General features: G+C 70.1%; 12 protein-coding genes, 1 tRNA gene and 1 pseudogene. 7 read left to right on the forward strand and 7 right to left on the reverse strand.

Features of this window, described 5'->3' with window-relative positions; genetic code table 11:
• Positions 1-130: 130 nt before the first annotated feature.
• The 4 genes and pseudogenes from ACTWQC_RS04395 to ACTWQC_RS04410 all read left to right on the forward strand — a co-directional run.
• The gene (locus ACTWQC_RS04395) at positions 131-880 is read left to right on the forward strand and encodes a hypothetical protein (protein WP_443314168.1); all 750 of its coding nucleotides are present in this window, start codon (positions 131-133) and stop codon (positions 878-880) included.
• A 113-nt stretch (positions 881-993) separates the two neighbouring features.
• Positions 994-2166, forward strand: coding sequence for a hypothetical protein (locus ACTWQC_RS04400; RefSeq protein WP_443314169.1), 1173 nt, complete (start codon positions 994-996; stop codon positions 2164-2166).
• The gene (locus ACTWQC_RS04405) at positions 2163-3653 is read left to right on the forward strand and encodes a hypothetical protein (protein ID WP_443314170.1); all 1491 of its coding nucleotides are present in this window, start codon (positions 2163-2165) and stop codon (positions 3651-3653) included. Before ACTWQC_RS04400 ends, ACTWQC_RS04405 begins: the two co-directional genes overlap by 4 nt.
• A 302-nt stretch (positions 3654-3955) precedes the next feature.
• Positions 3956-4980: pseudogene (locus ACTWQC_RS04410) on the forward strand (DEAD/DEAH box helicase); the annotation flags it as partial.
• Positions 4981-4996: 16 nt separating this feature from the next.
• Here the strand turns inward: ACTWQC_RS04410 and ACTWQC_RS04415 are convergent.
• Positions 4997-5932 carry a DMT family transporter gene (locus ACTWQC_RS04415; RefSeq protein ID WP_443314171.1) on the reverse strand — a complete coding sequence of 312 codons (936 nt, stop codon included), beginning with the start codon at positions 5930-5932 and terminating at the stop codon, positions 4997-4999.
• A 74-nt stretch (positions 5933-6006) separates the two neighbouring features.
• Here ACTWQC_RS04415 and ACTWQC_RS04420 point away from each other — a divergent pair, with 74 nt between their 5' ends.
• Entirely contained in the window at positions 6007-6615 is a 609-nt protein-coding gene (locus ACTWQC_RS04420; RefSeq protein ID WP_443314172.1) for a TetR/AcrR family transcriptional regulator, read from the forward strand.
• Between the two features lie 242 nt (positions 6616-6857).
• Here ACTWQC_RS04420 and ACTWQC_RS04425 read toward each other — a convergent pair whose 3' ends face one another.
• The 3 genes from ACTWQC_RS04425 to ACTWQC_RS04435 form a co-directional block, all read right to left on the reverse strand.
• The gene (locus tag ACTWQC_RS04425) at positions 6858-7262 is read right to left on the reverse strand and encodes a hypothetical protein (protein WP_443314173.1); all 405 of its coding nucleotides are present in this window, start codon (positions 7260-7262) and stop codon (positions 6858-6860) included.
• A complete protein-coding gene (locus tag ACTWQC_RS04430; RefSeq protein WP_443314174.1) occupies positions 7243-11799 on the reverse strand; it encodes an RHS repeat-associated core domain-containing protein in 4557 nt (1518 codons plus the stop codon). The genes ACTWQC_RS04425 and ACTWQC_RS04430 overlap by 20 nt, the downstream gene beginning before the upstream one ends.
• Before the next feature lie 425 nt (positions 11800-12224).
• The gene (locus ACTWQC_RS04435; protein WP_443314175.1) at positions 12225-12419 is read right to left on the reverse strand and encodes a hypothetical protein; all 195 of its coding nucleotides are present in this window, start codon (positions 12417-12419) and stop codon (positions 12225-12227) included.
• Between the two features lie 171 nt (positions 12420-12590).
• On the opposite strand from ACTWQC_RS04435, the gene ACTWQC_RS04440 reads away from it, so the two are divergent.
• Entirely contained in the window at positions 12591-12776 is a 186-nt protein-coding gene (locus ACTWQC_RS04440; RefSeq protein WP_443314176.1) for a hypothetical protein, read from the forward strand.
• A complete protein-coding gene (locus ACTWQC_RS04445) occupies positions 12776-12934 on the forward strand; it encodes a hypothetical protein (protein ID WP_443314177.1) in 159 nt (52 codons plus the stop codon). Before ACTWQC_RS04440 ends, ACTWQC_RS04445 begins: the two co-directional genes overlap by 1 nt.
• Positions 12935-13193: 259 nt before the next feature.
• On the opposite strand, the gene ACTWQC_RS04450 is transcribed toward ACTWQC_RS04445, so the two are convergent.
• The 3 genes from ACTWQC_RS04450 to ACTWQC_RS04460 all read right to left on the reverse strand — a co-directional run bounded on the left by ACTWQC_RS04450 (position 13194) and on the right by ACTWQC_RS04460 (position 15303).
• Positions 13194-13267 (reverse strand) — tRNA-Ala (locus tag ACTWQC_RS04450).
• Positions 13268-13373: 106 nt separating this feature from the next.
• Complete coding sequence (gene sepX, locus ACTWQC_RS04455) at positions 13374-14528, reverse strand: divisome protein SepX/GlpR (RefSeq protein WP_443314178.1); 1155 nt, start codon at positions 14526-14528, stop codon at positions 13374-13376.
• A 151-nt stretch (positions 14529-14679) separates the two neighbouring features.
• Positions 14680-15303: a GNAT family N-acetyltransferase gene (locus ACTWQC_RS04460; RefSeq protein ID WP_443314209.1), complete on the reverse strand. Its 624-nt coding sequence runs from the start codon at positions 15301-15303 to the stop codon at positions 14680-14682.

Raw genomic sequence — 15303 nt, forward strand, 5'->3', positions numbered from 1 at the left:
CAACCGGCTGATCTGCACCCTCCTCCTCTCCGCCCTGGCTCCCAGTGTCCCGGCTCTGCGCGATCTGACGATCCGGCGGCTGGCTGCGCTCAACCACGGTTCGGTCGTCTCCCCCATCCCGGGAGCCGAGGTGGGGGCGATCAAGTCGAAGGTCGCCGAGTGGGCGTCCCGCTTCCCGGAGATCAAGGAGATGGGCACCCAGGTCAACCCGGGCGTCCGCCTGGAGCTGGCCGGCGTGGATGTGGACTCGGTCATCGCCAACGCCAATGTGAACGACAACCCGGGCAACCAGCGTGCACTGCTCAAGCGGCTGCTCGCCGAGGAGATCGGCTTCACGGCCCACGACGGGAGGATGGGAGCCGATGAGCTGACGCTGGTGTGGCGTGGCTCCAACGGGGTGCTTGAGATCGTGGTCGGCAAGATCACCGACTCGGACGACCTGGCGGACCACGAATTCTCACCCACCGACGCGTCACTGTGGCGGCTGGTGGTCAGCCTTCCTTACCACGAGGGCGAGTTCGGGCCGGTCGAGGACGCCAACCGGATGCGGTCGCTACGCAATCTGCCGGGGGAACGTCCGCGTACGGCCGCCTGGATACCGGCGCATCTGTCGGCAGCCCGGTTCCAGGACTTCCGGCGGCTGGTCACCATCGACTATGCCCTCGCCGACGCCCGGCGCTTCGACACCCAGTACGCCTCCCATCTCAACGCCGACAACCGGGCCCGCGCCAGGACACTGCTGGAGGGCCAGCGCACCTCGCTGACCAGGATGGTGAAGCGTGCGCTCAAGCAGGCGTACGGGCTGGCGGAGAAGAAGCCCACCGATGTGGAGCCGGGCCACGCCGACCACTTCGAACCGCTGCCGGACGTACCCGTCTGAAGCCCTCGGTCGGGCAGTCGCTGCGGGACGCGGCCCGGCACATCGCGGGCAAGCTGCTCGCCCACCAGTTCCCCGCGCACCCCGACCTGGATCCGGACCGGACCGGCGTCGCCGTGCGCCCGGCCGATGTGCGGACCGTCTTCGCCCGCGTACGGGCCGCCACCGAAGCCACCGACCGGCGGGTGGAGGCGCCGTCCAAGGAGCGGGAGGCGATGCGGAACATCGCCGCGCCGCTCGGTCTGGGCACGCAGAAGGAGGCGTACTTCGAGCTGGCCACCCGCTGGCGCGACCACTTCCTGCGGCAGGCCAGCACAGAGGGAGTCACCGGCGACCGGGTGTGGGTGCGCACAGGCGCGGTGCTCGACCCGGCGCCCGAACTCGCCCAGATCAAGGCCGGGGACGCTCTGCGTGCCCAGCCGCTGCCCGAGGAGTCGGTGTGGGCCCAGGCCCGGCACCGGTACGAGGAGATCTTCGGCGAGAAGGCTCCGGCGCTGCGGCGCGGCCGGATCGTCAGCCAGTTCGCCCGGCGGATCCTGAGCCAGGCGCGCGCGTACCAGCCGCACGCTGCCGATCTGGTACGGGAGTTGGAGAAGCACGTGGAGCTGCTCGGCCTGCACGAGACCGACGACGACGGGCGGCTTGCCCTGGCGCGGCGGTCGTTGGGGCTGCTGGACGCGCTGCTTGCTACCGACCCGGGCGCGGCGGGCGGTGGCGGGGCCGCCAAGCGGACGGTTGCGGCACTGGCGGACTTCGACCTGGGTGGAGTCCCGGCCGACCGGTACGGGGTGTCGGTCAAGCAGGCGCAGCAGGTCGCCGCCGCGCTGGCGGGCGCGGCGTGGGACATGCTGCGGCTCGCTGCGGGATACGGGCCGGAGGGCGAGGCGGTGCTGGACGCACTGCGCGGTGCGGCCCGCTCCGACCAGCGCACCGCGAGCCTCCCGGACGCGTTGCGGGAGGCCCGGCGGGGCATTGTGGCTGTGATGGAACGCAGCCGGGCCACCTCGACACCGGTGACGCAGCCCACCCCGCCCCCCGGCCGCTCCCGAGAGGTTCCGTCCCCGCGCGATCCCGGATCCGTGGACCTGACGACGGAGTCGAGCCACCCGCCCGTGCCGGAGGCGCACACCAAGCCGGCCGGCAGCCGCCCCGCGCGCCGGTCCGGTGGTGGACGCACGAGGTGTCCCGCGCGGTCGCCGAACTCCGCGCCGAGCTGGCCGAGCTGGCGGCTCGTGAGCCCGGCACCGTCGAGATCAGCTGGCGTGTGGTGGAGGACTGACGACCGATGAGCACGACGACCGGCACCAGCGCGGTGCGGTTGAACACCGCCACCGTGACCCAGTACCTGGCCTCGCAGTCGGGGCTGGCATCCGGCAAGCGCAAGGCCGTCCTGCTGCGCGCCGCCCCCGTCTGGGACGGGCCGCCCGAGCTGGTCTGGGGCGAGCGGCACGCGCGGGTGGCCACGGCTGTGTCGCCCCTGGGCGCGTACGAGCTGGTGCTGAACCATCTCGCGCCGGGGGCAGGCGGCCCCGAAGTGCTGGTGGTCCTGACCGACCGGGAGGAGTCCGAACTCGGCGCCGATCTGCTGCCCCGGGTGCACAAGCAGCGTGTCAACGCCGTGGACACCTGGGACGTGGTACGCGCGGCGTTCGGCGCGCAACGCACCGACGAGCGGCTGTTCGCGGAGAACTGGGCGGCCGAGGCGCTGCTGGACGCCACGCCACCGGGCGGCTGGCCCCAGCTGGCGGGGGGCCCGCTGCCACGCCCTGGCCTTGCTCGCGCTGCGGCGGCTCGGGGCGGGACCCTACGACCCCGACCGGGCGGACCAGCCCCCGGGCGGCGTCGTGGGCGGCGTCGAGCTGGATGTGAATACGCTGCTGCGCTGGTCGCTCTCCCCCGGCGGGCCCGACCGGTTCCTGGCCATGCGCGCTCCGGAGCGGGCCGGGCTGACCCGGTTCCTCGACGAGGAGGACCAAGCGGGGCTCGCCGGACGGGCACTGCTGGCCCTGGTCTTGGCCGAACACGGGTCGGACGCGGTGGCGTTCGGGCTGGTTGCGCGGCCCTGTGGGTGCATGCGGACGGCTCACCCGACCCCGAGAACTATCGGGCGCGCGGACGTGCCGAGCGCTGGTTCGGCGAGGAGCCGCCCGCGAACGGCGAGGCGCTGGACGTGCTGGTCCAGGCCCTCGGGCGGGCGAGCGAGGAGTTCGTCGCCGCGCTCCTGGCGGCCCGGCATTCGGGTTCCGGCGAGAATGCGGCCCTGGCCGAGCGGCTGTTCGCCACCGTGCTGGATCGTGCCGCGTCGCTGACCCGGCAATTCGGTGCCGAAAGGGCGGCCGCCACCAGTCCGGTGCTCAGGGCCGGGCTCGAGGCCGCGTTCGCGACAGCCGGGCGGGCGCTGGCCGACGGGGACGCCGCGCGGGCAGCCGGGGCCGTACGGGAACTGGAACGGCACCGGCTGGCGACCGGCCAGGACGAGAGCGTCCGTATCGAACGGGCGAGAATGGCCCAGCGCCTCACCCAGTGGCTGGCAACCGAGCCCGGCCCCGCATCGGAGTCGGTCGGCGGAGCTGTCGACCGGCATCTGACGGAAACCGGCTGGGTCGACCTGGCCATGGAGCACGTCGCGGCAGGCGGTGACCGGAGCCCGAACTGGCAGCCGCCTACGACCGGTTGTGCACGGCGGTCCGCGCGCGGCGGCGGGAGGTCGACCGGTACTTCGCACGCACGCTGGCGACCCGGCCCCCGTCGGACACCGGCGCCGGGACGATGCTGACCGTCGAATCGTTCCTGGCCCGGGTGGTCGGGCCCGTCGTCAAGGCAGGCGACCACCGGGTCCTGCTCATCGTTCTGGACGGGATGAGCGCGGCGGTCGCCGCCAAGCTGGGTGAGGAACTGCGCCGGGACTGGGCCGAGTACGACCCGCTGCCCGGTGCGAAGGACACCCCGCGCCGACGGGGCATGGCGGCTGCACTGCCCACCGTCACTGCCGTATGCCGCCCCTCGCTCTTCGCCGGGAAGCTGATGACCGGCTCTCAGTGGGACGAGCAGTCGCTCTTCGGCAGGCATTCCTTCTGGACCCTGCTTCAGGCCGCAGCACTGCTCCGGCTGTGGGGGCGCGGCTGGGTGGAGGCGGTGATCGCCCCGCCCGAGCCCCGGCACCTGGTCGCCCAGCAGCTTCTCGGCCTGGCCCTTCAACAGCACAAGCTGGGTGACCGGTTGTGGCACGGCGAGTGGAACGGGCTCGCCCCCTTCGACCGCTCGGCGGAGCCGATTCTGCGGCATCTGGTCGGTGAGGGCTTTCTGAACAACGACGGCGGGCTGCTGTTCATCGGCCCGGAAGCCGAGAAGCGGTTCGGGCACCGGCACTTCATCGAGCTGACCGCATCCTTCACGGTGCCGCCGCAGTTCACCGTCCTGTCCGGGCGCACCGAGATCGGGCGAATCGATCCATCGGTGCTCACCGAGGAGCGGCCCGGGCCTCGGCGCCTGCTGCTGGGTGGGCGCAGCTGGCAGGTGACGTTCATCGACTGGGCCCGCAAGCGCGCGTTCGTCGAACCGGTAGAAGGCGGAGGCATCGCCAAGTGGGCCGGCGGCGGCATCGCCGGGCTGTCGTACGAGTTGACGCGGGCCATGCGTGAGGTGTTGCTCGGCGCTGACCCACCGGTGTCACTCACCCGGCGCGCGGAGGCATGCCTTCTCGAATGGCGGGAGAAGGCGGCACCGGACATCGTGCACCCGGCGGGATCGCTGCTGGTCCGGGTGGGAGACGAAGTGCGTTGGTGGACCTGGGCCGGCTACCGCGCGAACGCGACACTGGCGGCGACACTGGCGGCAATCGCCGATCCCGTGCAGCGGCCCACCGACTGCTGGGTGCGGCTGCGCGAGGACCTGACGCCCGAGATGTGGCGCGCGGCCCGCGCCGACGCCGGTGAGTCGCTGGTCCTGCCAGACGTCGACCGACGCGCGGTGCGAGGTCTGAAGTTCTCCGTCGCGCTCCGGAACGGCTCGCGGTGGCCACGGTCGCAACCCGGCTCGCGGACTTCACCGGCGCATCCGCCGCCCTGGCCGAACCCGTGCGACTCCACATCAGGCGGCGTTGACCGACGGGCGGCGGAATCAGGCGCCGTACTTGGCTGGTCCCGAGGCCTGGGCGGTGTCCACATCCCGCGCACACACCCTGGTAGATGAGGTGCCACCGCGGTAGACGGTGACGACTGCTGCGAGGCCAACGGCCAGGCCGAGAGCGGTCTGAGCACCGAACGGTTCACCGAACATGAGGGCTCCCCAGAGTGCCGTGACTGGGGCCATGAGGAACATGAGCGTGTTGACCTTGGTGACTCCTGAGCGCCTCAGGATGAGCCAGTACAGCCCGTACCCGCCGAAGGTGGACAGGGCTACGAGCCAGGTTATTGCAGCCCAGAACGAGAGCTCAGCGGGCGGCTTCGCGGCTCCGGCGCTCACGGCGAGTGCGGTGAAGATGGCGGCACTGACGGCGCAGTGGACGGTCATCGACACCGCGGGGGCAACCTGCGTGCGGGAGCGGCCTTCGAGGATCGTGGCCGCTACCAGCGAAAGCATGCCGAGGAACGGTATGAGATAGGCCCACCAGACCACGCCGGTGCCGGCCACGGCATCGGCCATGGTGACGATGGCGACTCCGCCGACCCCCAGGCACAGGCCGAGCCACTGTTTACGCGAGACGTACTGACGCAACAGCGGTCCGGCAAGTGCTCCGGCGACGAGGGGCTGGACGCCGTCGATCAGGGCTGTGGTGCCGCTGGAGACCCCTAGTTGGATCGCGTAGTAGACGGTGAGCAGATAGCCGCTGTGCGACAACGCACCGATCATGGCCTGCCGGGCCACGTCCCGCACCGCGAGGCCCCGCCACGACGCCCTGGTGCCGACGGCGGCAATGACGATCAGGATGGCGGCCAGCGGCAGAAACCGCCACATCAGGATCGTGACCGCGGACGCACTGCCCGCACCGAGCTTGGCCCCGATGAACCCGGAACTCCAGCAGAGCACGAAGGCGACAGAGAGCAGGGAGTTCACGTCGCACACCCTTCCACTAAACAGATCGGTATACCCATCGGGATGCACTATACAGATCGGTATACTGATGAGATATGGACACCACGGAGAAACTGCGACGGAGCACGATGACGCCTGCCGCACTACGGGTCCTGGAGGCCGCTGCGAGGCTGTTCTACGAGCGCGGCATCCATGCCGTCGGGGTGGACCTCATCGCCGCCGAGGCCGGGGTGACGAAGAAGACCCTCTACGACCGGTTCGGCTCCAAGGAGCAGCTCGTCGTGGAGTACCTCGCGGATCGCGATGAACGCTGGCGGGCCTTCCTCGCCCAGTGCCTCGACGCCGCTCAGCCGACGCCGACGGCGCAGGTCCTTGCCGTCTTCGACGCTTCCCGTGAGTGGGCGGCGCAGAACAGTTCCAAGGGGTGCAGCATGGTCAACGCCCACGCCGAGATCAGCGATCCGTCCCACCCGGCGTACGCGATCATCACCCGGCAAAAAGAGTGGACGCTCGCTCTGTTCAACGACCTCGTCGCCGGCATCGCCCCGGACAGGGCCGACCAACTGGGCCGGACGCTCATGCTGCTTCACGAAGGAGCGCTCGTCGCTCACGGCCTGAGCATCTTCCCGGACCCCATCAGCCAGGCCCGCGAACAGGCGCAAGACCTCCTTGCCGCCGCCGGGGACGCCGCAGCGAAGCGGTGAGGCGATAACGAAGGATCGCTTCCGAGAGCGGGCGTTGACGGATAGGACCACGGGGCCTGGAGGACGTCGTCAAGCTGACGGCATACCTGACAGACCTGGCGGATCGCGCCGCGTGGACGCCACACCGATCCCGGTCCTGGCCCGCTCGGCCAGCGAGCGCAGCCAGACCGCCTCGGTGGAGATCACGGCGGGCCGGCACTACAGCGCGGGTTCGGACGAAGGGCCTGGCCGGACAGCGGCGATCACGCGCGATGGCTCCACAGCACCTCGCTGTCTTCGACGTCGCCGAGGGGATCAGTGCCGCCCCGTAGGACACGCACCCTTCGGCAGAGTACGAGGCCGGTGCCCGTCTCGGTCCGCAGGGCGAGGGCGATGTGGCGCGGCCCGGTACCCGACTGAGCCAGCGCCTCCAGTGCGGCACGCTCCCCCTCGGTGCCGAGACGCACCTGAGGCGCGACGTACCGGGTACCGAGCTGGACAGCGGCGACCCCCTCGAAGTGCAGGTCGATGCAGCGGGACTCATCGGCGTCGGGGGTGGCGCGGAGCAGCAGCTGTGAGTGGCCCACTCCGTAACGCCACATGCGGAAGGTGCGGGGCGACTGGAAGAGGACCTCGACGTCGGCATCGTCAGGCGAAGGGGTTTGCAACTGTTTGACCTCCTCGGTACCAAGTGATCCGATCCCAAGCGTGCGTCGCCTCGCGGGCTTGGTAGAGCTCCCAGTTCGTCAGCCCCTCGAAGCCGCTGGGGTCGACGCTCTGCCCTGCCCGCGCCGAGGCCACGGGATCGTCGATACCGTCGAGATTGAAGTGGATCCGCGCGTTCGACTCGGTTCCAAGATAGCCCTGAAGCTGCCGGTGCCATGATCCACTGCCAGGCCACTCGTGGTAGGTGAGCGCGCCGCGTTCCATGGCGAACTCGTCGAGCGCCATCGGATTCCCGTCCGCCTCCTGCAGTCCCAGAGCGATGTCCGTGCCGCAGTCGCCTTCGAGGCCGAGGGGGTCGGCCCAGGTGTGCGGGTTGTGGACATAGGCGCGATGGTTCGGTGCGGGGGTCAGCCCGAGGGGGTCAGGGCTGACGTAATGCCCAGTGTCGGGGTCGTAGTGGCGGTACCGGTTGTAGTGGAGACCGGTCTCCGGGTCATAGTACTGACCGGGAAAGCGCAGGGGGGTGTACGTGGTCGCGTCGGAGTTCCATGCCGTGCCGCCCCACAGGCTGGACCGGGAGCGCCACGCCAGGGCGCCGTCCTCGCCCACCAACTCGACCGGTGTGCCCACGAGATCGGTGACGACGGCGAAGAAGCGACTGTCGATCTCTTCCTGAGTCAGCGTGTCGACCCGGCGCTCGGTCTGGGCGATCGGGTGCAGCCCTCGGTGGTCCCAGGTGAGAGTGATGGGAGACGGCAGTTCCGTTGCCGCCGTGGTCTGTTCGACAAGGAGGTCGCCGTCCCACGCGAAGTGGGTCTCCTCGACCAGGGTGGCGTGATCCGCGCCGAGCCGCTGCTTCGCGGTGCGCCGGCCGAACGGGTCGTAGCGGTAGCGCCATACCGTGCCGTCTGGCGTCGTGACCTGCGTGAGCCGGTCCTCCGCATCCCATTCGTACCGCCAGATGTCAGGCTTCCGCGACAGCCGCACCCTGCGCTTGAGGACGATGCGGCCGGCAGCGTCGTACTCGTAGTGCACCCGACCCGCCCGTACGAGGCTCGCTCCGGCGTAAGCGCGATCTCCTTGCGCGTCGGCTCCGGGATTCCGCTCGGGCCATGCGGCGTGGGTCTGATTGCCCGCCGCATCGTAGGCGTAGCCCTCGGTCCAGCCGTGTGCCCGAACGGCGGTGACACGGCCCACCGCGTCCACGTCGAAGTGCCGAGGGCCGTTGATCCTGTCCTCGACGCCAGTGAGATAGCCGTCGGAGCGGTAGCTGTAGGCCCGCTCCTGAATGAGGGAGCCGCCGCCCCCCATGAGGGACTGTTCGACCAGACACCCCGACTCATCCCACGACTGGGCGAGGGAGAGTGCTCCGTCGTCGAGGACCCGGAGCGTCTCCCGGCCGTTCGCGTCGTGGGTGAAGTCGAACGTACGGCCCGCGGTGGTCATGGACGTACGGCGCCCGGCGGGATCGTAGGCATAGCCGGTCTCGGCCCCGACAGGGGTGATGCGCTGAAGACGCCGCCCGAGGGCGTCGTAGGTGAACGACATCACCCGTGACCCCACGGTCTCCGTGAGCGTCCTGCCCATGGCGTCCCGCGTGAACGCGACCGTCTCCTCTGGGCCCGCAGCCCTGAGGAGTCGTCCCACCGCGTCATGCTCGAAGACGGTGCGCCGGCCGTCGGCGTCCTTCGCGGTGATGTGCCCCAGCGCATCGTGCTCGTACGCGACGCGCTGCCCCAGCCCGTTGACCCTTGCCACGAGGCGACCCGCCGCGTCGTGTTCGTACGTCATACGGCGGCCGTCGAAGTCGGACTCGGCCACCAGCCGACCGGCCGCGTCGTATTCGTAGGTCCATGCGAGACCCTGCGCGCCGATCACCTTGGTGAGCCGCAGCGCCGCGTCGTGCTCGAATTCCTGGCGTGCGCCGTCCGGGCCCGTCTGGGAGGTGAGCAGGTCGAAGTGCGTGTACTCGTAATGGGTCTGCTGCCCCGCGGGGTTGGTGTGGAGGAGGCAGTTCCCCTCGTCGTCGTACGTCCAGGTCTCCTCGGCCCCCGACGGTTCGACTCTGCGGAGCGGTTTGCCCTCCACCGTCCACCACATCCGGGTGGTGGCGCCCTCGGCGTCGGTGAGGCTGATCAGCCGTCCGAAGGCGTCGCGCCGGGAGGTCACTCGGCTGCCGAGAGGGTCACGCACCTCAAGGGGAAGCCCGGCCGCGTCACAGAGGAACTCGGTGGCGTTGCCCTGCGGGTCCGTGATCGCCGTCAGGCGCCCGCCATCGTCGTACGAGAAGGCCGTCGTCACGTCCGACGGATCCGTCACATGTGTCCGGTTTCCGTGTGCGTCGAACCGCTGGCGGATCTCGGAACCGTCCGCGAGCCGCAGCAGGGTGAGCTGGCCGAGTGCGTTGTACTCCGCTTCGACCGTACGGCCGTCCGCCCGGGTGATGCGGATGGGCCGGCCCGACTCGTCGTTGCGGAGCGTGGTCGTATGACCAAGGGGGTCCGTCTGGCCGACGAGGTGGTGGTTCTCGTCATATGCGTACCTGGTGGTGTTTCCCAACGGATCGATCTCTGCCACGACTTGGAAGGCGCCGTCCACCACATGGCGGGTGGAGTGGCCGTCCGCGGTGGTCACGGTGGTGACGCGCATGTCGGGGTATTCCGCGAGCGCACCGTCGTAGTCGATCGTCAGCTGGAAATGGCCGCCGGCGCCGCCTTCCGCGATGCAGCGGTCCAGATCGTCGTACGCGTAGTCGTAGCGGCTGTCGTTACGGTCGACCCAAGCGGCCACGCGCGCGTGACCGTCATACTCGAAACGCAGTGGACGGCCCGACGAGTTGTGGACCTCGGTGAGATGGCCGTCCTCGTAGCCGTACCGCCGGATGACCAGGTCCGAGCCGTCCTCGGCCGCGTGTGCCAGAGCGAGCGCGGTGATCCGACCGTCTTCGGCGGTCAGTTTCAGCTCGTAGCCGGAGGAGTGCTTGATCGCTACAGGGGTGCCGTACTCGTCGTACTCGAACTCGATCGAGTGGCCGTTGCGGTCGTGGATTCGGGATATGACCGCCGTCCCGTCGACCGGCCTTAAGAATCGGCGGACCAGTCCGGTGAGGGGATTGACGACCTCGTAGCCACCGTCGTCAAGGCGGCGCAACGGCCAGCGTGCCCCGGCTTCCGGGACGACGGGCGCACCGGTCCCGACGGGATGGGGATACGAGAGAAGCTGACCGTCCTCCGCGACGAGGATGACGCCCTGGCCGTCGATCTCGAGATGCTGGTCCACGGTGGACGACCACGAAGGGCCGAACCACCAGCCCGCCCGGTACCCGGACTCGAATCGGCGTCCGAAGCCGAGAGGCAGGAGTCCTGGCAGCGTGATGTCCGTCTGAGGCAGAAACATCCTGCCTGTAGCCAGGTCCACCGGATCGGTGCCGCCCTTGCGGACCTTGCTCTTGAGGCGCCCGAAGGCGTCCTTGCCGCCGGCCACGGCATTGTCCAGCATGCCGCGTGCGCTCTTGCCCAGGCCGCGCACCGCCAGGCCCATGCCCTTCAGGCCGCCCTTGAGGCCCTTCATCGCCGCCATGCCGCCCTTGAGCCCCTTGGCCAGGCCGCCGAGGGTGGTCAGGCCCTTCATGCCGGGTATGCAGTCCAGGGCTGCGAAGGCGACGTCCCAGAGGCCAGCTTGGCCGTTAGCGTATTTGTGGAGGGTGTCGGCGAGGACGACGAGGGCGGCGATCAGGACGATCGCGCCGAGGATCGGCCCGCCGATGATCATGGCGATGATGCCGACGATCGCGACGACGACCTTGCAGATCGCGACGATGGTGTCCCAGTTGTCGGAGACCCAGTCGATGGCCTCTTCCCACCAACTGCGGTTCTGGATACCGGCGTCGGAGGCCTCTTCCAGCTTCTTCTTCGCCTTCGTCGCCGCATCCTCGCGCAGCTTCTTGGCATCCGCGGCCATCTTCTTGGCCGCGTCCAGGGCCGACTGCGCGCTGTCCACGGCCGTCTGCGCGGACTGCTGGGTGTCCTTGGCGTGCGTGGCGTTGCGGGTGGCCGCCCGGACCTCCTTCTCATCCGGCGGCGGGACGTCCTTCTTCTTGCCCGAGTCCTCGTACTCCTTGGCCTTCTTATTCGCCCGGTCCACCCAGTCGTTCGCCGACTCCAGGCGGGTGTTGGCGGTCGAGAGGTCGCGCCGGGCCTCCCGGCCCTTCTCCAGCGCGCGCCGGGAGTCGTCCTGCGCCTTCTCCAGCTCCGGCCAGTACGCCGCCAGGGCGTCCCCGGCCACGTCGTAGGACTTCTTGAGCTTCCGCAGATTCTTCGGAACGTCCTCGAACTCGGACGTGAAGGCGTCCGCGGACTTGCCCGCCCACCTCAGCAGCGCGTCATCCTCGGCCATGCCCTTGATCTGCCGCAGCGCATCCCCGACATCGTCGGCGAAGTCGTGCAACCGCCGCGCCAGTCCCTTGACCCGCTCCGGATCCCCCGGAACGGGATCCGACTCCAAGTCAAGGACATGCCAATCCGTCGGCCGATTCCCCACCCCGAGCAACCCCCGTTACCTCAAAGGCCAGACACTGCGCACGCAACGCTCGCGGGTACGAATCTATCCGCCGCGTAGCGCGAGGGGGAAGGCAGACCTCAACCAGCCTGGCCAAAGGCCAGTTCCTTGCGTCATGGGCCGCCGCGGTTTCCGGACTTAGCGCGTTCGGCAAGAAGTCGCGTACGGCGCAGGAACGCCAGGACGGCCCACTCCTTCCCTCATGCGTGCGCCAACTCCTGTACCGCGGGGTTCGTCACCACCCCTCACGGTGATGCGCCTGGGTCGCCGCCGGACACCGCCCCGAGACGGACGTCCGCGAGCACGTGTCCGTCCCCCGGTTGTGCAGGGAGCGTGCGATCGGTGTCGACCGGCCACTGCCCGGCACAGGATTTGGGCCGACTCCAACCGGAGCGGGCAACAGTCCATCAGTACTGCGCAGTGAGCTGCAGCTCCCAACCCTCCTCCAACATCCGGGCAACGGCACTGACCCTCACCAGCGCCTCGTCCGCCATATCGTCGTCGAAGGTCCATGCGCACGGTTCGTCGTGCTCGACACGATCTTCGTCGATGAGACGGTGCGCGAACGAGTTGCGCCGGTCCTTCAGCCATGCAACGTGCACGAAGAGCTCCGTCGCGTTGATCGCTGTTGGCCACCGCGTCGCCAGCTCGTTGGCCTTCCGCGAAGGCCGGCCCTGCGGAGGCGATCGTCTGTGGGCCGATCCAGCATCTGGTTCATCAGCGACTCGAGGGCGGCGAAACCGCCGTCTTCTGTCACGGTGCAGGCACACGTGATGCCCCGCATGCTGCAGGAGCTGCCCTGGCAGAGCCCGTCCTGGGCCCTGGCCTACCAGACGCTGCGCTCCCACATCGAAGGAGGCAATGGCCGCCTCAAGTCCGTCGACGCCGCCCTGACGCCCGAGAGAAGCGCCAGCCCCGTGGTCGCATCGCCCAGACCCTCCTGGCAGCGATCACGGTGATGGTCGAGAACATCATCGAACTCGAACGCTTTCGCAAGGCGAGCAAGGAGAGCGCCCGCACAGCCATCGACCTGCAGCCCGGCGAGACCCTCACGCCCCACCCGACGATCCCGAGGGCTACCGCGCCCGCCGGATCGGCCATAAGCCGCAGCCCGTGACCGGCCCTCAGGACCACAGCTGAAGATCGACAAGCTATGAGACCGCAGGCATCCGCCCCCGCGCCTGCGGTCCCGCGGGGCATGCGCGCATCTCCACCGCCGATCCCGGCCCACTGCCGCACGGGCGGCGTCCCAGCGGGCCGTTGGACTGACTTGCGTACTAACCAGGCCTGAAACGCCGAGATCCCGACCCGACGGCGACCGTCGGATCGGGATCTCGTGAACAGTTAGCGGGCGAACCCGCGAACGGCCCCTGCGGTGGACCTGAGGGGATTTGAACCCCTGACCCCCTCGATGCGAACGAGGTGCGCTACCGGACTGCGCTACAGGCCCTTGCAACGGGTGAAACCTTAGCACTCCGGCCGGAGTGCTTGGAAATCCGTTCCCCGGGGGGCGGGCCGGTGACCTGCCCCGGCGCCGCCCCCCTTTACCGCTCCCGTCACTCGTTGGCCGCGCGCGGCCGGTCCTGCTCTGCGTACTGGTCGAAGAGTGGGGTGCGGCCGCGCTCACGGGCACGGCGGCCCGGGGGGCGCCGGACCGCGGGGCCCAGGTCGGCCGGGGGCGCCGCCTCAGCAGCCGGCTGAGCGCTCGCGTTCGGATCGGCGGTGCTGGAGCGGGCCGAGCTCCAGGCGTCCGGTGCGTCGAGGTCCAGGCTGCCCGTGGCCCGCGGGGCGACGGGCGCGGTGACGTACGTGGGCAGGGGCACCGGCACCGGGTCCCAGCTGTCCCCCTCGGCCGCGCCGCGCCGCCGCTGCTGGTCCACCCACTCCGCGTGGTCGGTCTGCTCGACCAGCGCGCGCCTCCCCGCGGCGTGCGGGGAGGCGGGGCCTGGGCCGTCGGCGGCCGTGCCGTCGGAGCCGGGCGCCGCGGGGTCGCCGTCCGCGGCGGCGTCCCCCGCACCCTCCTGGGGGCGGGCGGACGGCCGCGGGCGGCGCTCGCGCAGCCGCTGAGCAGCGGCCTCCGCGCGGCGCTGGTCCATGGTGAAGGCGAAGCGGCGGCGCTCCTGGCGGCGCAGATGCGCGATGTACGTGCTGAGCAGGACGGCGGGAACGGCCGGAGCCCACAGGAAGGCGAGGCCGCCGACCGCGGCGACGACCGAGCCGAGGGTGAAGGCGAGGAACAGCACCATGGTGGTGCGCCGACGGCGGGCGAAGGCCTTGGAGCGCCGGGCGCGCTGGGCCGCGGACGGGGCGGGTCGCTGTGCCGGCCGGGGCGCCGCGCGCTCCGTGCGCCCCTGCGGTGCCTCATCGCGCCGATCGCGCCGCTGCGATGCCTCGTCGACCTCCGCGGAACGGCGCTGCGCGCCGGGTCCGGACGCGGAGACGGCGAAAGCCCGGACGTCGACCGAGTCGGTCTCGGCATCCGGGTCCGCGGCACTCCGCTCGGGTTCCCCTTCGTCGGAGTTGCGCTTCTCCAGGTCCTTGGCGTAACGGCGTTCCATTCCCGCCCGTCCGGCCAGCAGCCGGATGGCGGTGCTGAAGCGTTCCGTCGGACGGGCTTCATTGAGCTCGTCCTGCCTACGGAGCCACATCGGCACCAAGTAGGCGGCCCAGGCCCCGACGATGACTGCGTAGATGAGGCCACTGCTGCTCACGCCTCACACGGTAGAGGGGTTCGCGGGAGGCCATCCGCCAATTGGCGCGGTGTGTCGCACGATCTGGCTGATATCTCGAACCTTTTTTGTGATTGTTGAGATCAGCATCCTGCGAATCTGATCGCACCTGCCCCAATTTCGAACATGTATTTCATTTATGGGCTGTGTGGGGCCTCACCCTGTGCCAGCGCGAGACCAGGCCCTCGGGGACTTCCTCCGCCGTCAGCGCGTAGACGAGGTGGTCACGCCAGTCCCCGTCGATATGGAGGTAGCGCGGCCGCAGCCCTTCCTCCCGGAATCCGAGTTTTTCCACGACTCGGCGGCTCGGTCCGTTCTCCGGCCGGATGCACACTTCGATGCGGTGCAGCCCGACCGTACGGAAGCAATGGTCGACCGCGAGTGCGACGGCCGTCGGCATAACTCCGCGGCCCGCCACCGCCTCGTCGACCCAGTAACCGATGTGGCCCGAGCACATCGAGCCCCAGGTGATCCCGGCGACCGTCAGCTGCCCGACCAGCTGTCCCCGGTATTCGATGACGAACGGCAGCATCCGGCCCGCGTGCGCCTCGGCGCGCAGGTGGCGCACCATCTGCCGGTACGAGGGGCGGTGGGCGACGGGGCTGCCGGGGGCGGGCGGCGGGATGGTCGCCTCCCAGGGCCGCAGCCAGTCGCGGTTGCGCCGGTTGACCTCGCGCCAGGTGCGCTGGTCGCGCAGCTTTATGGGACGGAGGGCGACATCGCCGTCCGCCAGAACCACGGGCCAGGGGACGTTCAG

The organism is Streptomyces sp. 8N616, from assembly GCF_052246385.1.
Classification (GTDB): domain Bacteria; phylum Actinomycetota; class Actinomycetes; order Streptomycetales; family Streptomycetaceae; genus Streptomyces.

Bases quoted from the DNA above. Each gene is read 5' to 3' on its own strand.
- ACTWQC_RS04405 (WP_443314170.1), top strand. From the start codon at position 2,163: ATGAGCACGACGACCGGCACCAGCGCGGTGCGGTTGAACACCGCCACC.
- ACTWQC_RS04440 (WP_443314176.1), top strand. From the start codon at position 12,591: ATGCCCCGCATGCTGCAGGAGCTGCCCTGGCAGAGCCCGTCCTGGGCC.
- ACTWQC_RS04420 (WP_443314172.1), top strand. From the start codon at position 6,007: ATGGACACCACGGAGAAACTGCGACGGAGCACGATGACGCCTGCCGCA.
- ACTWQC_RS04445 (WP_443314177.1), top strand. From the start codon at position 12,776: ATGGTCGAGAACATCATCGAACTCGAACGCTTTCGCAAGGCGAGCAAG.